17 protein-coding genes are annotated in these 19,131 nt (G+C 70.9%); 1 reads left to right on the forward strand and 16 read right to left on the reverse strand.

The window, feature by feature from the left end:
* Window positions 1-3: 3 nt before the first annotated feature.
* The 7 genes from ACOBQB_RS15995 to pyrR form a co-directional block, all read right to left on the reverse strand.
* Window positions 4-1,110 carry a quinone-dependent dihydroorotate dehydrogenase gene (locus ACOBQB_RS15995; RefSeq protein WP_423592436.1) on the reverse strand — a complete coding sequence of 369 codons (1,107 nt, stop codon included), beginning with the start codon at window positions 1,108-1,110 and terminating at the stop codon, window positions 4-6.
* A 67-nt stretch (window positions 1,111-1,177) separates the two neighbouring features.
* Entirely contained in the window at window positions 1,178-4,486 is a 3,309-nt protein-coding gene (carB, locus tag ACOBQB_RS16000; RefSeq protein ID WP_423592438.1) for a carbamoyl-phosphate synthase large subunit, read from the reverse strand.
* A complete protein-coding gene (gene carA / locus ACOBQB_RS16005) occupies window positions 4,479-5,630 on the reverse strand; it encodes a glutamine-hydrolyzing carbamoyl-phosphate synthase small subunit (protein ID WP_423592440.1) in 1,152 nt (383 codons plus the stop codon). Before carA ends, carB begins: the two co-directional genes overlap by 8 nt.
* Window positions 5,627-6,196: a hypothetical protein gene (locus ACOBQB_RS16010; protein ID WP_423592442.1), complete on the reverse strand. Its 570-nt coding sequence runs from the start codon at window positions 6,194-6,196 to the stop codon at window positions 5,627-5,629. Before ACOBQB_RS16010 ends, carA begins: the two co-directional genes overlap by 4 nt.
* On the reverse strand, window positions 6,193-7,479 hold the full coding sequence (locus ACOBQB_RS16015; protein WP_423592444.1) for a dihydroorotase: 1,287 nt from the start codon (window positions 7,477-7,479) through the stop codon (window positions 6,193-6,195). Before ACOBQB_RS16015 ends, ACOBQB_RS16010 begins: the two co-directional genes overlap by 4 nt.
* 5 nt (window positions 7,480-7,484) lie before the next feature.
* On the reverse strand, window positions 7,485-8,471 hold the full coding sequence (locus tag ACOBQB_RS16020; protein ID WP_423592446.1) for an aspartate carbamoyltransferase catalytic subunit: 987 nt from the start codon (window positions 8,469-8,471) through the stop codon (window positions 7,485-7,487).
* A gap of 86 nt (window positions 8,472-8,557) precedes the next feature.
* Window positions 8,558-9,130 (reverse strand): bifunctional pyr operon transcriptional regulator/uracil phosphoribosyltransferase PyrR, encoded by a 573-nt coding sequence (gene pyrR, locus ACOBQB_RS16025; protein WP_205038763.1) that lies wholly within the window; start codon window positions 9,128-9,130, stop codon window positions 8,558-8,560.
* Between the two features lie 224 nt (window positions 9,131-9,354).
* On the opposite strand from pyrR, the gene bldD reads away from it, so the two are divergent.
* Window positions 9,355-9,855, forward strand: a complete 501-nt coding sequence (gene bldD, locus ACOBQB_RS16030; RefSeq protein WP_055698930.1) for a transcriptional regulator BldD — start codon at window positions 9,355-9,357, stop codon at window positions 9,853-9,855.
* A 208-nt stretch (window positions 9,856-10,063) separates the two neighbouring features.
* Here the strand turns inward: bldD and nusB are convergent, their stop codons facing one another.
* The 9 genes from nusB to mltG all read right to left on the reverse strand — a co-directional run bounded on the left by nusB (window position 10,064) and on the right by mltG (window position 19,078).
* Entirely contained in the window at window positions 10,064-10,498 is a 435-nt protein-coding gene (nusB, locus tag ACOBQB_RS16035; RefSeq protein WP_423592448.1) for a transcription antitermination factor NusB, read from the reverse strand.
* A 2-nt stretch (window positions 10,499-10,500) separates the two neighbouring features.
* Complete coding sequence (efp, locus tag ACOBQB_RS16040; protein ID WP_423592450.1) at window positions 10,501-11,067, reverse strand: elongation factor P; 567 nt, start codon at window positions 11,065-11,067, stop codon at window positions 10,501-10,503.
* 57 nt (window positions 11,068-11,124) lie between these two features.
* Window positions 11,125-12,231: an aminopeptidase P family protein gene (locus tag ACOBQB_RS16045; RefSeq protein ID WP_423592452.1), complete on the reverse strand. Its 1,107-nt coding sequence runs from the start codon at window positions 12,229-12,231 to the stop codon at window positions 11,125-11,127.
* 92 nt (window positions 12,232-12,323) lie between these two features.
* Window positions 12,324-13,238: a Pro-rich N-terminal domain-containing protein gene (locus ACOBQB_RS16050; RefSeq protein WP_423592453.1), complete on the reverse strand. Its 915-nt coding sequence runs from the start codon at window positions 13,236-13,238 to the stop codon at window positions 12,324-12,326.
* A gap of 150 nt (window positions 13,239-13,388) precedes the next feature.
* The gene (gene aroB / locus ACOBQB_RS16055; RefSeq protein WP_423592455.1) at window positions 13,389-14,486 is read right to left on the reverse strand and encodes a 3-dehydroquinate synthase; all 1,098 of its coding nucleotides are present in this window, start codon (window positions 14,484-14,486) and stop codon (window positions 13,389-13,391) included.
* The gene (locus tag ACOBQB_RS16060) at window positions 14,483-14,998 is read right to left on the reverse strand and encodes a shikimate kinase (protein ID WP_423592457.1); all 516 of its coding nucleotides are present in this window, start codon (window positions 14,996-14,998) and stop codon (window positions 14,483-14,485) included. Before ACOBQB_RS16060 ends, aroB begins: the two co-directional genes overlap by 4 nt.
* A complete protein-coding gene (aroC, locus tag ACOBQB_RS16065; protein ID WP_423592458.1) occupies window positions 14,995-16,179 on the reverse strand; it encodes a chorismate synthase in 1,185 nt (394 codons plus the stop codon). The genes ACOBQB_RS16060 and aroC overlap by 4 nt, the downstream gene beginning before the upstream one ends.
* Window positions 16,180-16,358: 179 nt before the next feature.
* Window positions 16,359-17,189, reverse strand: a complete 831-nt coding sequence (locus tag ACOBQB_RS16070) for a shikimate dehydrogenase (RefSeq protein WP_423592460.1) — start codon at window positions 17,187-17,189, stop codon at window positions 16,359-16,361.
* Window positions 17,186-19,078 (reverse strand): endolytic transglycosylase MltG, encoded by a 1,893-nt coding sequence (mltG, locus tag ACOBQB_RS16075; protein WP_423592461.1) that lies wholly within the window; start codon window positions 19,076-19,078, stop codon window positions 17,186-17,188. The genes ACOBQB_RS16070 and mltG overlap by 4 nt, the downstream gene beginning before the upstream one ends.
* Between the last annotated feature and the right edge of the window lie 53 nt (window positions 19,079-19,131).

Below are 19,131 nucleotides of genomic sequence, written 5' to 3' on the forward strand. Positions count from 1 at the left end.
CGGTCATGCGGACTTCCTTGCGTCGGCGCCGACGGCCTCGGCGAGCGTGGCGTACGGGGAGGCGTTCAGGCGCGCGGCGAGGCCCTTGTGGACGGCGCGGGCCCAGAAGGGCCCCTCGTAGATGAAGGCGCTGTAGCCCTGGACGAGCGTGGCGCCCGCGAGGATGCGCTGCCAGGCGTCCTCGGCGCTCTCGACGCCGCCGACGCCCACGAGCGTGATGCGGTCGCCCACGCGCGCGTAGAGGCGGCGCAGAACCTCCAGGGAGCGCTCCTTGAGGGGCGCTCCGGAGAGTCCGCCGACCTCCTTGACCAGCGAGGGTTCGGATTTCAAACCGAGGCTCTCGCGCGCGATGGTCGTGTTGGTGGCGATGATGCCGTCCAGGCCCAGCTCGACGGCGAGGTCCGCGACCGCGTCGATGTCCTCGTCCGCCAGGTCCGGGGCGATCTTCACGAGGAGCGGTACACGGCGGCCCTCGACGCTGCGGTCGGCGGCCTCACGCACGGCGGTCAGCAGCGGGCGCAGCGACTCGGTGGCCTGGAGGTTGCGCAGCCCCGGGGTGTTCGGCGAGGAGACGTTGACGACCAGGTAGTCGGCGTGGCGGGCGAGGCGCTCGGCCGACTTCACGTAGTCGGCGGCGGCCTCCTCCTCCGGGACGACCTTGGTCTTGCCGATGTTGACGCCCACGACGGTCTTGAAGACCGCCTCGCGGGCCGCCAGACGGGCCGCCACGGCCGCCGAGCCTTCGTTGTTGAAGCCCATGCGGTTGATGAGCGCGCGGTCCTGCACGAGGCGGAAGAGCCGCTTCTTGGGGTTGCCGGGCTGCGGCTCGCCCGTGACGGTGCCGATCTCGATGTGGTCGAAGCCGAGCATCGCCATGCCGTCGATCGCGACGGCGTTCTTGTCGAAGCCCGCGGCGAGCCCGAAGGGGCCGTGCATCCGCAGCCCGAAGGCCTCGGTGCGCAGCTCCTTGTGGCGGGGCGCGAGGGCGGCCGCGAGGAACGTGCGCAGCACGGGGACGCGGGCCGCGAGGCGGATCCAGCGGAAGGCCAGGTGGTGGGCCCGCTCCGGGTCCATGCGCTTGAAGACGAGGTTGAAGAAGAACTTGTACATGGTCGTTGTCCTCAGAAAGAGCCTCATGAAGAGGGGGACACCGTTTCCGGTGTCCCCCTCAGGGCTGCTAGTCGCGGGCCGCGGTCAGGTGTTCCGCGTGTTCCTGGAGTGACCGGACGCCCACGTCGCCGCGGTTGAGCGCGTCGATGCCCTGGACCGCGGCGGCGAGCGCCTGGACCGTCGTCAGGCACGGCACGGAGCGCGCCACGGCGGCCGTACGGATCTCGTAGCCGTCGAGGCGGCCGCCGGTGCCGTACGGGGTGTTGACGATGAGATCGACGCCGCCGTCGTGGATGAGCTGGACGATGGTCTTCTCGCCGTTCGGGCCCTCGCCCTCGGACTGCTTGCGCACGACCGTGGCGGGCAGGCCGTTGCGCTTGAGGACCTCGGCCGTGCCGGACGTGGCGAACAGCTCGAAGCCGTGCGCGACCAGTTCACGCGCTGGGAAGATCATCGAGCGCTTGTCGCGGTTGGCGACGGAGATGAAGGCGCGGCCCTTGGTCGGCAGCGGGCCGTACGCGCCCGCCTGCGACTTGGCGTAGGCGGTGCCGAACACCGAGTCGATGCCCATGACCTCGCCCGTGGAGCGCATCTCCGGGCCGAGGACGGTGTCGACGCCGCGCCCGTGGATGTCGCGGAAGCGCGACCACGGCATGACGGCCTCCTTGACGGAGATCGGCGCGTCCATCGGCAGCGTGCCGCCGTCGCCGTGCCTGGGCAGCATGCCCTCCGCGCGCAGCTCGGCGATGGTCGCGCCCAGCGAGATCCGGGCGGCGGCCTTGGCCAGCGGCACCGCGGTGGCCTTCGAGGTGAAGGGGACGGTGCGGGAGGCGCGCGGGTTGGCTTCGAGGACGTACAGGATGTCGCCCGCCATGGCGAACTGGATGTTGATCAGTCCGCGGACGCCGACGCCCTTGGCGATGGCCTCCGTGGAGGCGCGCAGGCGCTTGATGTCGAAGCCGCCGAGCGTGATCGGGGGCAGCGCGCACGCGGAGTCGCCGGAGTGGATGCCGGCCTCCTCGATGTGCTCCATGACGCCGCCGAGGTACAGCTCGGTGCCGTCGTAGAGGGCGTCCACGTCGATCTCGATCGCGTCGTCCAGGAAGCGGTCGACGAGGACCGGCCGCGAGGGGCTGATCTCGGTCGACTCCTCGATGTACGTGGCGAGGCGGACCTCGTCGTACACGATCTCCATGCCGCGGCCGCCGAGCACGTACGAGGGGCGTACGAGGACGGGGTAGCCGATCTCGTCGGCGATCGCCTTGGCCCCGGCGAAGGTGGTGGCGGTGCCGTGCTTCGGCGCGGGCAGCCCGGCCTCCGCGAGCACCTGGCCGAAGGCGCCGCGGTCCTCGGCGGCGTGGATGGCCTCGGGCGAGGTGCCGACGATCGGGACGCCGTTGTCCTTGAGGGCCTGCGAGAGGCCGAGCGGGGTCTGGCCGCCGAGCTGGACGACGACGCCCGCGATCGGCCCGGCCTGCGCCTCGGCGTGGACGATCTCCAGGACGTCCTCCAGGGTGAGCGGCTCGAAGTAGAGCCGGTCGGAGGTGTCGTAGTCCGTGGAGACGGTCTCGGGGTTGCAGTTGACCATCACGGTCTCGTAGCCCGCGTCGCTCAGCGCGAAGGAGGCGTGGACGCAGGAGTAGTCGAACTCGATGCCCTGGCCGATGCGGTTCGGGCCCGAGCCCAGGATGATCACCGCGGCCTTCTCACGCGGGGCGACCTCGCTCTCCTCGTCGTACGAGGAGTAGAAGTACGGGGTCTTCGCGGCGAACTCCGCGGCGCAGGTGTCGACCGTCTTGTAGACCGGGCGCACGCCGAGCGTCTGGCGCACCTCGCGGACGACGTCCTCGCGCAGGCCGCGGATCTCGGCGATCTGGGCGTCGGAGAAGCCGTGCCGCTTGGCCTCGGCGAGCAGGTCGGCGTCCAGGCGTTCGGCGGCGGCCAGCTCGTCCGCGAGCTCCTTGATCAGGAAGAGCTGGTCGACGAACCACGGGTCGATCTTCGTGGCGTCGAAGACCTCTTCCGGGGTGGCGCCCGCGCGGATGGCCTGCATGACGGAGTTGATGCGGCCGTCGGTGGGGCGGACGGCCTCTTCGAGAAGCTGCTTCTTGTCGCCGGGCTCGCCCACGAACGTGAACTGTGAGCCCTTCTTCTCCAGCGACCGCAGCGCCTTCTGGAGGGCCTCGGGGAAGTTGCGGCCGATGGCCATGGCCTCGCCGACCGACTTCATGGTGGTGGTCAGGGTCGAGTCCGCCGAGGGGAACTTCTCGAAGGCGAAGCGCGGGGCCTTGACGACGACGTAGTCGAGGGTCGGCTCGAAGGAGGCCGGCGTCTTCTCGGTGATGTCGTTCGGGATCTCGTCCAGCGTGTAGCCCACGGCCAGCTTGGCGGCGATCTTCGCGATCGGGAAGCCGGTGGCCTTGGAGGCGAGCGCGGAGGACCGGGAGACACGCGGGTTCATCTCGATGACGATGACCCGGCCGTCCTCGGGGTTCACCGCGAACTGGATGTTGCAGCCGCCGGTGTCGACGCCGACCTCGCGGATGATCGCGATGCCGACGTCCCGCAGGACCTGGTACTCGCGGTCGGTCAGCGTCATCGCGGGCGCGACGGTGATCGAGTCGCCGGTGTGCACGCCCATCGGGTCGAAGTTCTCGATGGAGCAGACGACCACGACGTTGTCGTTCTTGTCGCGCATCAGCTCCAGCTCGTACTCCTTCCAGCCGAGGATGGACTCCTCAAGGAGCACCTCGGTGGTCGGCGAGAGCGTGAGGCCCTGCCCGGCGATGCGGCGCAGCTCCTCCTCGTTGTGCGCGAAGCCGGAACCGGCGCCGCCCATGGTGAAGGAGGGGCGGACGACGACGGGGTAGCCGCCGAGCTCCTCGACGCCCTTGAGGACGTCGTCCATGGAGTGGCAGATGTACGAGCGGGCGGACTCGCCGTGCCCGATCTTCTTGCGGACCTCTTCGACGACGCCCTTGAAGAGGTCGCGGTCCTCGCCCTTGTTGATCGCCTCGACGTTGGCTCCGATGAGTTCGACGCCGTACTTCTCCAGGACGCCCTGCTCGTGCATGGAGATCGCCGTGTTGAGGGCCGTCTGGCCGCCCAGCGTCGGCAGCAGCGCGTCGGGGCGCTCCTTGGCGATGATCTTCTCGACGAACTCCGGGGTGATCGGCTCGACGTACGTGGCGTCGGCGATCTCCGGGTCGGTCATGATCGTCGCCGGGTTGGAGTTGACGAGAATGACGCGCAGGCCCTCGGACTTGAGGACCCGGCACGCCTGGGTGCCGGAGTAGTCGAACTCGGCGGCCTGACCGATGACGATCGGGCCGGAGCCGATGACCAGGACGGACTGGATATCGGTGCGCTTAGGCACGCTGGGCTCCTTCTGCGGTCATCAGCGATACGAAACGGTCGAAGAGGTACGCGGCGTCGTGCGGGCCGGCGGCCGCCTCGGGGTGGTACTGGACGCTGAACGCGGGCTGGTCGAGAAGCTGGAGCCCCTCCACCACCTGGTCGTTGAGGCACACGTGGGAGACCTCGACACGCCCGTAGGGGGTGTCGGAGACCTTGTCGAGCGGCGCGTCCACGGCGAAGCCGTGGTTGTGCGCGGTGACCTCGACCTTGCCGGTGGTGCGGTCCTGCACCGGCTGGTTGATGCCGCGGTGGCCGTACTTCAGCTTGTACGTGCCGAAGCCGAGGGCGCGGCCGAGGATCTGATTGCCGAAGCAGATGCCGAACAGCGGCGTCTTGCGCTTGAGGACGGCGGTCATCAGCGCGACCGGCCCTTCGGCGGTGGCCGGGTCGCCGGGGCCGTTGGAGAAGAAGACTCCGTCGGGGGCGACGGCGTACACCTCCTCCTCGGTGGCGGTCGCGGGCAGCACGTGCACCTCGATGCCGCGCTCGGCCATCCGGTGCGGGGTCATGCCCTTGATGCCGAGGTCGATGGCGGCGACGGTGAACTTCTTCTCACCGACGGCCGGGACGACGTAGGCCTCCTTGGTGGCGACCTCCTCGTACAGGCTGGCGCCCTTCATGTGGGGCTGCGCCTGGACGCGGGCGACGAGCTCGGCGTCGGACGCCAGCGCCTCGCCGGAGAAGATGCCGGAGCGCATGGAGCCGCTCTCGCGCAGGTGGCGGGTGAGGGCGCGGGTGTCGATCCCGGAGATGCCGACGACGCCCTGCTTCATCAGCTCGTCGTCGAGCGAGCGCCGGGAACGCCAGTTGGAGGGGATGCGGGCGGGATCGCGGACCACGTATCCGGAGACCCAGATGCGGCCCGACTCGTCGTCCTCGTCGTTCCAGCCGGTGTTGCCGATCTGGGGGGCGGTGGCGACCACGATCTGGCGGTCGTACGAGGGGTCGGTCAGGGTCTCCTGGTAGCCGGTCATGCCGGTGGAGAACACCGCTTCGCCGAAGGTCTCCCCCACGGCCCCGTAGGCGCGGCCGCGGAAGATGCGGCCGTCCTCCAGGACGAGTACGGCGGGAGCCTTGCCGGCTCCCCGAGTGGAGGTCGTCATCGTGCGATGCCTTCCGTAGTAGCGGTTTTGATCATGGTGTTGATGGTCTCGACCCATTCGGCCTGCTCGGCCGCGTGGTCCGAGCGGAAGCCGGAGTCGATGAGCTTCTCGCCGTGCTCCCACGTGACGATCAGCAGACCGCCCTCCGCGAGGACCTTCCCGGCGATGCCCTTGTCGAGACGGGCCTCACGCAGTTGGCCGACGGGGATGAAGAAGTCGGCCGCGCCCGGGCGTACGACGTCGAGCCCCGCGTCGGTGAGCGTCAGCTCGACGCGGCTACGGGTGCCCAGGCCGTGCGCCACGATGCGGTCGAGCCACTGCCCCGCCGTGGTGGAGCCGTGGTAGCGGCCGCTCAGCTCAAGTCTGGCCGGGCCCGGGTCGCTCGGCGCGCCGGGGAGCTCGGGCAGGTCACCCTGGAGGGTGCCGCGCCACTTCCAGCCCTCGCGCATCAGCCAGTAGACGAGCGCGATGAAGAGCAGCAGTCCGACGACCCAGCCGAGCCGTGCGGCCCAGTCGGTCACGTCCGCCGATTCCTTCTCGGCGGCCAGTTCCAGAAGTGTTGTCACGCGAGATTCCCGTCGATGAGCGTGGGCCGGCCCCGGAGCCAGGTGTGCGTGACGCGGCCCGGCAGCTCACGGCCCTCGTAGGGGGTGTTGCGGCTGCGCGAGGCGAAGCGCGCGGGGTCCACTTCCCCACGGTAATCGGCGTCGACCAGGACGAGGTTCGCGGGCTCACCTGCCGAGACGGGACGGCCGTGGCCGGTGGCGCGGCCGATCGCGGCCGGCTTGAAGGACATGCGGTCGGCGACCGCCTCCCAGGTCAGCAGGCCGGTGTCGACCATCGTCTGCTGGACGACGGACAGCGCGGTCTCCAGGCCGACCATGCCCATGGCGGCCGCGGCCCACTCGCAGTCCTTGTCCTCGTGCGGGTGCGGGGCGTGGTCGGTGGCGACGATGTCGATGGTGCCGTCGGCGAGGGCCTCGCGCAGCGCCATGACGTCGCGCTCGGTGCGCAGCGGCGGGTTGACCTTGTAGACGGGGTTGTACGAGCGGACCAGCTCGTCGGTGAGGAGCAGGTGGTGCGGGGTGACCTCGGCCGTCACGTCGATGCCGCGGGACTTGGCCCAGCGCACGATCTCGACGGACCCGGCGGTCGACAGGTGGCAGATGTGGACGCGCGACCCGACGTGCTCGGCGAGCAGCACGTCCCGGGCGATGATCGACTCCTCGGCGACGGCGGGCCAGCCGCCGAGGCCCAGCTCGGCGGAGACGACGCCCTCGTTCATCTGGGCGCCCTCGGTGAGGCGCGGCTCCTGGGCGTGCTGGGCGACGACGCCGCCGAAGGCCTTCACGTACTCCAGGGCGCGCCGCATGATCACGGCGTCGTCGACGCACTTGCCGTCGTCGGAGAAGACGGTGACTCCGGCGGCGGACTCGTGCATGGCGCCCAGCTCGGCGAGTTTCTTGCCCTCAAGGCCGACGGTGACGGCGCCGATGGGCTGTACGTCGCAGTAGCCGGACTCCTTGCCGAGGCGGTAGACCTGCTCGACGACGCCGGCGGTGTCGGCGACGGGGAAGGTGTTCGCCATGGCGAAGACGGCGGTGTAGCCACCGGAGGCGGCGGCGCGCGTACCGGTCAGGACGGTCTCGGAGTCCTCGCGGCCCGGCTCGCGCAGGTGGGTGTGGAGGTCGACGAGGCCCGGCAGGAGGATCTTGCCCTCGGCCTCGACGACGGCCGCGCCCTCGGCGGACAGGCCGGCACCGACGTCGGCGATGGTCTCCCCGTCGAGGAGGACGTCCTGCGCCTCGCCGCCCAGCACCTTCGCACCGCGGATCAGGATCTTGCTCATGGTTGTTACTTCTCCTCGGAACCGGTGGGGCGGGTGGGGGTGAGGGCAGGTTCGTTGCCGCCCAGGAGCAGGTAGAGGACGGCCATGCGGATGGAGACGCCGTTGGCGACCTGTTCGACGACCGTGCAGCGGTCGGAGTCGGCGACCTCGGCGGTGATCTCCATGCCGCGGACCATCGGGCCGGGGTGCATGACGATGGCGTGTTCCGGCATCTTCGCCATGCGCTCGCCGTCCAGGCCGTAGCGCCGCGAGTACTCGCGCTCGGTGGGGAAGAACGCGGCGTTCATGCGCTCGCGCTGCACCCGCAGCATCATCACGGCGTCGGACTTCGCGAGCACGCGGTCCAGGTCGTACGAGACCTCGCAGGGCCACTGTTCGACGCCGACCGGCACCAGGGTGGGCGGGGCGACCAGGGTGACCTCGGCGCCGAGGGTGTGCAGCAGGTCGACGTTGGAGCGGGCCACGCGGCTGTGCAGGACGTCGCCGACGAGGGTGATGCGCTTGCCCGCGAGGTCCTGGCCGAGGCCCGCGTCACGCCCCACGAGGCGGCGCCGCATGGTGAAGGCGTCGAGCAGGGCCTGGGTGGGGTGCTGGTGGGTGCCGTCGCCGGCGTTGATCACGGCGGCGTCGATCCACCCGGAGGTGGCCAGGCGGTAGGGCGCGCCGGAGGCGCCGTGCCGGATGACGACGGCGTCCACGCCCATCGCCTCCAGGGTCTGGGCGGTGTCCTTGAGGGACTCGCCCTTGGAGACGGACGAGCCCTTGGCGGCGAAGTTGATGACGTCGGCGGAGAGGCGCTTCTCGGCGGCCTCGAAGGAGATCCGGGTCCGGGTCGAGTCCTCGAAGAAGAGGTTGACCACGGTGCGCCCGCGCAGGGCGGGCAGTTTCTTGATCGGCCGGTCGGCCACCCGGGCCATCTCCTCGGCCGTGTCGAGGATCAGGACGGCGTCGTCGCGGGAGAGGTCGGCGGCCGAGATGAGGTGTCGCATCATCGGGGGGTACTCCGGTGTGTGGAGGTCTGCGGGCACGCGGGCGCGCAGGGTCGTGCCCTGGGCCCGTGCGGTGGGAAGCCGGTCCTTTAAGCGGAAGCGGGCTTGGCGCCGAGCAGCACGGCGTCGCGGCCGTCCTCCTCGGTGAGCTGCACCTTGACCGTCTCCCGCAGCGACGTGGGGAGGTTCTTGCCTACGTAGTCGGCGCGGATGGGCAGTTCGCGGTGGCCCCGGTCGACGAGCACGGCGAGCTGCACCGCGCGCGGGCGCCCGATGTCGTTCAGCGCGTCGAGGGCGGCCCGGATGGTGCGGCCGGAGAAGAGCACGTCGTCGACGAGGACGACGAGGCGGCCGTCGATGCCGTCACCGGGGATCTCGGTGCGGGCCAGCGCGCGCGGCGGGTGCATGCGCAGGTCGTCGCGGTACATAGTGATGTCGAGGGAGCCGACCGGGATCTTGCTGCCGGTGATCTCTTCGAGCTTCGTGGCGAGCCGGCGGGCGAGGAAGACGCCGCGGGTGGGAATGCCGAGGAGCACCACGTCGTCGGCGCCCTTGGCGCGCTCGACGATCTCGTGGGCGATGCGGGTCAACACCCGCGCGATGTCCGGCCCTTCGAGTACGGGGCGCGCGACAACGGAGTCTTTGGAGCCTTGCGTGTCCATATGAAACGGACCTCCTTCTCCGCCTCACGGGACGGACATTAAAGGACGTCGAAATTGCGCCAGTCACACTACCAGTACTGATGACCGAACGCGTCATCGGCCTCCACCGAAGGGGCGGTACGGACCATTCGGCTTGACGCAGGCAAGTAACGCTGCGTAACCTCACAGTGAGTTACCAGCCACGCGGCGGAGCCGCATGATTGTCGCAGCGTCCGGGGAGCTATATGTCCAGCGAATACGCCAAGCAGCTCGGGGCCAAGCTCCGCGCGATCCGTACCCAGCAGGGCCTTTCCCTCCACGGCGTCGAGGAGAAGTCCCAGGGACGCTGGAAGGCGGTCGTCGTGGGGTCGTACGAGCGCGGCGACCGCGCCGTGACCGTGCAGCGCCTCGCCGAGCTGGCGGACTTCTACGGCGTCCCCGTACAGGAGCTCCTGCCTGGCACGGCTCCCGGTGGCGCCGCCGAGCCGCCGCCGAAGCTCGTCCTCGACCTGGAGCGCCTGGCCCACGTGCCGGCGGAGAAGGCGGGCCCGCTCCAGCGGTATGCCGCCACGATCCAGTCGCAGCGCGGTGACTACAACGGCAAGGTGCTCTCGATCCGCCAGGACGACCTGCGCACCCTCGCCGTCATCTACGACCAGTCCCCCTCGGTCCTGACCGAGCAGCTCATCAGCTGGGGTGTCCTGGACGCGGACGCGCGCCGCGCCGTGGCCCACGAAGAGGTCTGACCCCCACGCCCGAAACGGCAGCAGAAACGTGCCGCCGGGGTGGCTCCAGCCAAAAGGCTGGAGCCACCCCGGCGGCTTTTCGCTATTCCGGAGCAATTCCCCGGGCCGCCCCGGCGAAAACCTGGGACGGGAAAACCGCCGGGGCCCGCAGCGGATTGCTGCGGGCCCCGGCGGTGACGTACGGAAGGAGCCTTACGACTCGTCAGCCTTACGACTCGTCCCGGCGCAGGGACGGCTTCAAGTCCTTGAAGCGTCCGAGCAGACCGTTGACGAAGGACGGCGACTCGTCCGTGGAGAACTCCTTGGCAAGCTGGACCGCCTCGTCGAGGACCACCGCGTCAGGGGTGCCGTCGACCCAGACCAGTTCGTAGGCGCCGAGCCGCAGGATGTTCCGGTCGACGACCGGCATGCGGTCCAGGGTCCATCCGACGGCGTACTGCGAGATGAGCTCGTCGATGCGGCGCTCATGCTCCGCGTACCCCTCGACGAGCTCCATCGTGTACTCGCTCACCGGCGGCTGCCGGGTGTCGGACCGCGAGTGGCGCACCCAGTCGGCGAGGACCGTCAGGACGTCCGTTCCGCGCTGGTCCGCCTCGAAGAGGATCTGGAAGGCGCGCTTGCGGGCCGTATTACGAGCAGCCACGGTTAGCTGTTCACCCGGCCGAGGTAGCCGCTGTCACGGGTGTCGACCTTGATCTTCTCGCCGGTGGTGATGAAGAGCGGCACCTGGATCTGGTGGCCGGTCTCCAGCGTGGCGGGCTTGGTGCCACCGGTGGAGCGGTCGCCCTGGACGCCCGGCTCGGTCTCCTTGATGGTCAGCTCGACGGCGGCGGGCAGCTCGACGAAGAGAACCGCGCCCTCGTGCTGGGCGACCGTGGCGGTGAAGCCCTCGATCAGGAAGTTGGCGGCGTCGCCGACGGCCTTCTTGTCGATGTGCAGCTGGTCGTAGGTCTCCATGTCCATGAAGACGAAGTAGTCGCCGTCCATGTAGGAGAACTGCATGTCGCGCTTGTCGATCGTGGCCGTTTCGACCTTGACGCCGGCGTTGAACGTCTTGTCGACGACCTTGCCGGAGAGCACGTTCTTGAGCTTGGTGCGCACGAAGGCCGGGCCCTTGCCGGGCTTGACGTGCTGGAACTCGACGACGGACCAGAGCTGGCCGCCTTCGAGCTTGAGCACCAGGCCGTTCTTGAGGTCGTTCGTGGAAGCCACGGTTGCGGAATCTCCTGCACTGACTGACTGGTGGACGACCCCGGTCGGGCACGCGCGCTAGAGCGCGAGCAGTTCCTTGGTCGTGATGGTGAGTAGCTCGGGTCCGCCGTCCGCCTCGGGGCGCACGACGAGCGTGTCATCGATCCGGACACCACCCCGGCCAGGGAGGTGAACCCCCGGTTCGACGGTGACCGGCACGCAAGCGTCCAGTTTACCCATGGCCGAGGGCGCCAACTGCGGGTCCTCGTCGATTTCGAGCCCCACACCGTGTCCCATCAGCGGAGCAAGCCCCTCCGCATAGCCCGCCGAGTCCAGTACGTGACGTGCCGCGCGGTCCACGTCGCGGCAGGCCGCACCGGGTACGAGGGCCTCCCTGCCCGCCCGCTGAGCGGTGAACACGAGGTCGTACAGCTCGATCTGCCAGTCCGCGGGGGACGTCCCGATCACGAACGTACGGCCGATCTCGCAGCAGTATCCCCGGTAACTCGCCCCCAGGCAGACGGAGAGGAAGTCGCCCTCCTCCACCCGGCGGTCGGTGGGCCGGTGGCCGCCCTTGCCGGAATTCGGTCCGGTGCCCACCGAGGTCGGGAAGGCGGCCCCGTCCGCGCCGTGGTCGACGAGCCGCCGCTCCAGCTCCAGCGCCAGATGCCGCTCCGTGCGGCCGACGAGGATGGACTCCAACAGCTCCCCCAGCGCTTGGTCGGCGATCTCCGCGGCGATCCGCAGACAGGAGATCTCCTCCTCGTCCTTGACGAACCGCAGCTGTTCCACCGCGCCGCCGAGGTCCACGAGCCGCAGCCGCGGCGCGACCGAGCCGAGCGCCCGGTGCCGGGCCACCGTCAGGTGGTGCTCCTCGACGGCCAGCGAGTCGGCTCCGCGGGCGGCTGCCAGCTTGGCCCCCGCGACGGCCGGATCGGCGCCCGGCACGGGCAGCAGCCGCGTCCGCAGCGCTTCGTCCGGCCGCCCCTCGCCCGGCAGGTCACCGGGTGGGCGCCCGCACAGCAGGACGTCCTCGTCCGCGCCGACCAGGAGCACGGCGCCGCGGGGCGCCGCTCCGGCGAGATAGCGGACGTTGGCGGGCCGGGAGACCAGTGCCGCCGCGCCACCGCCGGCGGCACACCGCTCCCTCACCCGCTCCCTGCGGACCGCGTACACCTCTGACATGGGGCGAGCCTATGAGCGCCGCGGCGACCCGGCCCGGTCAGCGCGTCCGACCGGGCGGCGGGCCCTTCCCTACGACTGTGGAGGGCCCTGCGCTACCACTGCGGCGGGCTCGCGATGGCGCGGGCCAGGACGTCGTCCAGGACGCGGGCCGTGGCGGGGACGTCCATCTGGGAGTTGTCGATGATGGGCAGGCCCGAGCCGTACCAGCCGGCCATGCGGCCGTGGATGCGGGCCACTTCCTCGTCGGAGAGGCGGCGGTTGCCGCTGCGCTCGGCGTTGCGCTCCAGGACGACTTCCAGGCCCGGCAAGAGCACGACGGGCAGCAGTCCCGGCCCCACGTGGCGCTTCCAGCCGCCGAGGCCCACGACGGGGCGGTCGGGGAAGACCGCGTCGTCGAGGATGCACGAGATGCCGTTCGCCAGGAAATTCCGGGCGGCGAAGCCGCAGGTGCGGCGGGCCAGGCGGTACTGCGCCTCCGAGTGGTCGTTCCAGCCCGACTGGGGGTCGGCGAACCCCGAGCGGACCCATTCGCGTACGTCGTCGAGGCTGATGTGGGCCGTCGGCACCCGCCGGTGCTCGGCCCAGAACTTCGCCACGCTCGTCTTGCCCGCGCCCGCGGGGCCGATGAGCAGCACGGCGAGCGTCGTGGCCCCGGAGTCGGCCTGTGCCGTGCCCGGTGGGGGGCTCGGCATCGCGACGGGACCGCCGGGCGGCAGCTGGACGTGCCCCGTGGTGTCCGGGGCCGGCGGCACGGGGCCGGGCCCCAGCTGGAGCGTCGCGGGCGCCTGGCCCTGCGGACGGGGCGGCGGTGCCGGGACGTGGGGAGCGTGGCCCGGGGCGTGCGGGGCCTGCCCCGGGGTGTGCGGGGCGGCGGGGCCGCCCGTGAAACCCGGTGCGGGGGGCTGCGGGGCCCCGGGCGGGTGATGTGCGGCCGGGGACCAGCCGGTGGCCGGTCCGTGCCCCGGCTGATGGGGCGGCGGCAGCGGAGACCCCACTGCGTGCTGCATCCGGTGCCACTCCGTCTCGTGCGACTGACGCTGGTCGGGCGGCGGCCGGGCCGCCCGTCACCGAACGGTACCGTCCCCGGCCGCCGTTGTGTGAACGGCCGGGGAGGCGCTGAAGTGCCCGTGGCCGGATCGACGGGCCACGAAAGCGCGTTACTGCCCGACTTCGCCGTACGCGGCGAGCAGCACCGCCGGGTCGGGGCCCTCCAGGACGGTCGGCTTGCCGAGGCCGTCCAGGACGATGAAGCGCAGCAGGTCACCGCGGGACTTCTTGTCGACCTTCATGGTCTCCAGAAGCTTGGGCCACTGGTCGTAGCGGTAGGTCAGCGGCAGCCCGACCGACTCCAGGACGGTGCGGTGCCGGTCGGCGGTCGCGTCGTCCAGGCGCCCGGCCAGTCGGCCCAGTTCGGCGGCGAAGAGCATGCCGACGGAGACCGCGGCGCCGTGCCGCCACTTGTAGCGCTCGTTCTTCTCGATGGCGTGCGCGAGGGTGTGCCCGTAGTTGAGGATCTCGCGCAGGCCCGCCTCCTTGAGGTCGCCGGAGACAACCTCGGCCTTGACCTTGATGGAGCGCTCGATGAGTTCGGCGGTGTGCGGTCCCGCGGGCGTGCGGGCGGCCTGCGGGTCCGCCTCGATGAGCTCCAGGATGACCGGGTCGGCGATGAACCCGGCCTTGATGATCTCCGCGAGCCCGGAGACGTAGTCGTTCACCGGCAGCGAGTCGAGCGCCGCGAGGTCGCACAGGACCCCGGCCGGCGGGTGGAAGGAGCCCACGAGGTTCTTGCCCTCGGCGGTGTTGATGCCGGTCTTGCCACCGACGGCCGCGTCCACCATGCCGAGCACCGTGGTCGGGACGGCGATCCAGCGCACGCCGCGCAGCCAGGTCGCGGCGACGAACCCGGCGAGGTCGGTGGTGGCCCCGCCGCCGACGCCGACGATGATGTCGCTGCGCGTGAACCCGGACTGGCCGAGGGCCTTCCAGCAGTACGCGGCGACCTCGGCCGTCTTGGCCTCCTCGGCGTTGGGCACCTGGATCGCGACGGCCTCGTACCCCTGGCCTGCGAGGTCCTCCCGGAGCGCGTCACCGGTCTCGGCGAGCGCCTCGGGGTGGATGACGGCGACACGCTTGACCTGGTCCCCGATGAGGCCGGGCAGCTCGCCGAGGAGCTGCCGACCGACCAGGACCTCGTACGGATCCGTGCCGGCGGTGCCGCCGACGTGGATGCGGGTGGGGCTCTGCTCGGTCGTCATGCTTCCTTCAACTCCAGTGCGTCGAGGACCGCCTGGGCGACCTCTTCAGGGGTGCGGTCGTCGGTGGCGACGACCGCGCGGGCGACTTCGGCGTACAGGTGGCGGCGGGCGTCCATCAGCTCGCGCCACTGCTTGCGCGGGTTGACCGCGAGCAGCGGGCGCGCCTGGTTGAGGCCGGTGCGCCTGACGGCCTCCTCGACGTCCATCGAGAGGTAGACGACGGGGTGCGCGCCGAGCAGCGCGCGCGTCGACTCGTCGAGGACCGCGCCCCCGCCGAGCGCGAGGACGCCGCTGTGCTCCTCGACGGCGGCGCGTACGGCCTGCCGTTCCAGCTCACGGAAGTACGGCTCGCCCTCGTCGACGAAGATGTCCGCGATCGGGCGGCCCTGGGCGGCGACGATGTCGGCGTCGGTGTCCCGGAAGGCGGTGCCGAGCCGGTCGGCGAGCAGCTCGCCGACCGTGGTCTTGCCGACGCCCATGGGGCCGATGAGGACGATCTGCGGGCCGGTCACCGGATGTGGAGGTTGTCGAGGTACGACCGCACGTTGCGCCGGGTCTCGGGCACGCTGTCGCCGCCGAACTTCTCGGCGACGGCGTCGGCGAGGACGAGCGCGACCATGGCCTCGGCGACGATGCCGGCGGCCGGCACGGCGCACACGTCGGAGCGCTGGTGGTGCGCCTTGGCGGCCTCGCCGGTGGCCACGTCGATGGTGGCGAGCGCGCGCGGCACGGTCGCGATGGGCTTCATCGCGGCCCGTACGCGCAGCAGTTCACCGGTGGTCAGGCCGCCCTCGGTACCGCCGGAGCGGCCGGAGGCGCGCCTGATGCCGTCCTCGGTGGTGACGATCTCGTCGTGCGCCTGGGAGCCGGGCACGCGCGCGAGGCCGAAGCCGTCGCCGACCTCGACGCCCTTGATGGCCTGGATGCCCATGAGCGCGGCGGCGAGCCGCGCGTCCAGCCGCCGGTCCCAGTGCACGTGCGAGCCGAGGCCGACCGGGACGCCGTACGCGAGGACCTCGACGACGCCGCCGAGGGTGTCGCCGTCCTTGTGGGCCTGGTCGATCTCGGCGACCATCGCCTTCGACGCGTCGGCGTCCAGGCAGCGCACCGGGTCGGCGTCGAGCTTCTCGACATCGGCGGGGGTCGGGTAGACGCCGTAAGGGGCCTTGGCGGCCGCCAGCTCCGTCACATGGCTGACGATCTCGATCCCGGCCGTCTCCTTGAGGTACGAGCGGGCGACCGCGCCGAGCGCGACGCGGGCCGCGGTCTCGCGGGCGGAGGCGCGCTCCAGGATCGGCCGGGCCTCGTCGAAGCCGTACTTCTGCATGCCCGCGAGGTCGGCGTGGCCGGGGCGGGGGCGGGTCAACGGGGCGTTGCGGGCCAGCTCGGCGAGTTCGGCGGGGTCGACCGGGTCGGCCGCCATGACCTGCTCCCACTTGGGCCACTCGGTGTTGCCCACCATGATCGCGACCGGCGAGCCCATGGTCAGGCCGTGCCGCACGCCGCCGAGGAAGGTGACCTCGTCGCGCTCGAACTTCATGCGGGCGCCGCGTCCATAGCCGAGCCGCCGCCGGGCCAGGTGGTCCGCCACCATGTCCGTGGTGATCGGCACGCCGGCGGGAAGTCCCTCCAGCGTGGCGACGAGTGCGGGTCCGTGGGACTCCCCAGCGGTCAGCCAGCGCAACCTGCTCAACGGTGCTCCTCATGCTCGCGCCTGGAACTACGGTCTTCGACGGCGCGGCCGGGTGCGCGGCCCTGGCCCGCCGCCCCCGATCCTCCCACGTCCGCGGGGCGCCCCCGGCCTCCGGTCCACCAGGCGGACGCCGCGCCCACCTCCCGGACACGGCCTCGACGCGTCCCGGGGCCACGGAGCTATCGCTGGGCGAGCGCGTGCTCCCCCGCCTTGCGCATCACGTCCAGCGGCACGGGGCCGCGGCCGGTCATCTGCTCGACCTGGAGCACCGCCTGGTGCACGAGCAGGTCGAGTCCGCTGACGACCGCCCCGCCGTACGCGGACCAGCGGGCCGCGAGCTCGGTGGGCCACGGGTCGTACAGCACGTCGAAGAGGGTCGCCGGACGCTCGGGCACAAGCCCGGAGAGCGCGTCCGTGGCACCCGCCGGAGTGGTGGTGATCACCAGCGGCGCGCTCAGCCCCTCGCGGGCGTCCTCCCAGGCCTCGGTCCTGACCTCCACGTCGAGCCGCTCGCCCCACTGCCGCATCTCGGCCGCGCGGGCGTCACTGCGTACGTACGCCACGACCTCGCCGGTGCAGATCCGCGCGAGGGCGGCGAGCGCGGAGGACGCGGTGGCACCGGCGCCGAGGATCGCGGCGGAGTCGACCTGCTCGATGCCGCGTTCGCGCAGCGCGGCGACCATGCCGGGGATGTCGGTGTTGTCGCCGACTTTCCTGCCGTCCTCACCGAGCACGACGGTATTCACGGCCTCCACGGAGGCGGCGGTCCCGCTGACCTCGTCGAGCAGCGGAATGATCGCCCGCTTCAACGGCATCGTCAGGGAAAGCCCGGCCCATTCCGGGCCGAGTTCCCCGATGAATTCGGGCAGCGCCGCCTCGTCGATCTCAAAATGGTCGTACGTCCAGTCGATCAGCCCGAGTTCCTCGTAAGCGGCGCGGTGCAGCACCGGGGAGAGGGAGTGACCGATCGGGGAGCCGAGGACGGCGGCTCGACGCTGTGGCGCGCTCATTGCCCCTTCAGGTATTTCTCGCGGTTGCGGTTCTGCTCTGCGTTCGTCTCGGCGAAGAGCGTCTTGTCCTCGCTGGGGATCGAGACGAAGTAGTACCAGTTTCCCTTGGCCGGGTGCAGCGCCGAGTTCAGCGCCACCTCTCCGGGGTTGCTGATCGGTCCGGGCGGCAGACCCTTGACCTTGTAGGTGTTGTACGGGTCCTTGATCTTGCGCAGCTCGTCGACCGAGCCGATGGCGAGCTTGGACTCGCCCTTGAGGTAGTTCACCGTGGAGTCGAAGTCCAACAGGCCGTATGTCTCGGTGTTGTTCGGCTTCAGGCGGTTGTAGACGACTGTCGCGACCTTCTCGAAGTCGTGCTTGTACCTGCCCTCCGCCTGGACCAGGCTCGCCACCGTGAGGACTTCCAGCGGGTCCTTCAGGTTCAGCTCGGCGGCCTTCGACGCGAGGCCCAGTTCCTCGTACTTCTCGTTGGCCCGGGCGACCATCTTGCGCAGGACGTCCTCGGGCTTCTGCCCCGGGGCGACCGAATAGCTGGCGGGGAAGAGGAATCCTTCCAGCGGGTCCTTGATGTCCTTGTTGGTGTTGGCCCACTTGGGCAGACCGAGGGTCCGCCATTCTTTCTTGGCGACCTTTTCCGTCGTACCCGAGTCCACTTTGAGGCGCTCGTCGATCTTTTCGTAGATCCACGCGTTCCGCTTGCCCTCGGGGACGATGAGGTTGGCGCGGCTCTTGGGGTTGAGCATCAATTCGACGGCGCTCGCCGCCGACATGTGCTTCTTGAGGACGTAGGCGCCCGCCTGAATGGTCTGCCCCTGCGGGTGCTTGCCCTGGGCGGAGACGAAGGCGTCGACGCTCTTGACGACACCTTTCTCCTTCAGCTTCTGGCCGATGGCATAGCCGAGGGAGTCCTCGGGGATGTCGACGGTCACCGAGCCCGAGCCGTCGCCCGCGTAATCCGGCGCCGTGCCGAAACGGTCCTGGTAGAACTGGTAGCCGAAGTAGCCGACCCCGCCGAGGCCACCGCCGAAGACGAGCGTCACGACCAGGCAGGCGCAGCCGCTGCGCCGCTTCTTCGGTTTCTTGCCGCCGCGGCCCCCGCGCCGATCGCCGCGGCTACCCCGGCGGCCGGGCTCATCGTCGTCGTCCTCGTCGCCGCCCGCGAAGAAGGCGTGCTCGCCGCGGTCGGGCCCCGGGTCCCAGTCGGTCTCGGGGTCGGGCTCGGCCTCGGGGTCCGGTTCGGGCCGGCGGCGGGTCGGCGGCTCCGGGGGCGCGTAGGCGTCGGGGGTGGCGTAGTAGTCGGGGGCCTCTTGGCCGTAACCGGCCTGCTGGCCGGCGTAGGGGTCCAGGGGGTCCATCGGGTCGGTGTAAGGGACCTGTCCCTGCTGCCGGGCGTGCCAGCCACCGTTGGGTGCGTCCTGGCCGCCCTGGTGATGCGGGTCCGATCCCCCGCCGTAGCCCTGGTCGGACCCGCCGTTGTGATGCTGGTCCGATCCCCCGCCGTAGCCCTGACCGGGCGCACCGTTGTAGCCCTGGTCGGACCCGCCGTTGTAGTCCTGGCCGGACCCGCCGTCGTAACCCTGGCCGGAACCACCGTTGTAACCGTGGTCAGGGCCGTTGTACGCCTGAGCGGGGCCGCCCTCGTACTGCTGCTGTCCGCCCTCGTAACCCTGCGCGTCGTACGCGGCCTGCTGCTGCCCGGTGCCCCAGTCACCGCCGTACTGGGACTGGTGCGGCTGCTGATGCTGATGCGGCTGGTGGTGGTACTGCCCCTGGCCGCCGTAGGGGGACTGGCCGCCCGCGGGCTGCTGTCCTCCCCATCCGCTGTCCCCGTACAACGGGTCCTCCGGATGCCACGGTTCGGAGCCTGGGCCCCGGCCATACTCAGTCATCGATCCCCTACATGCCGCGAGGCGGGGCCGCCGTTGGGATGGCCGGGCAACCG

The sequence above is a fragment of the Streptomyces sp. G5(2025) genome, from assembly GCF_049542075.1.
Classification (GTDB): domain Bacteria; phylum Actinomycetota; class Actinomycetes; order Streptomycetales; family Streptomycetaceae; genus Streptomyces.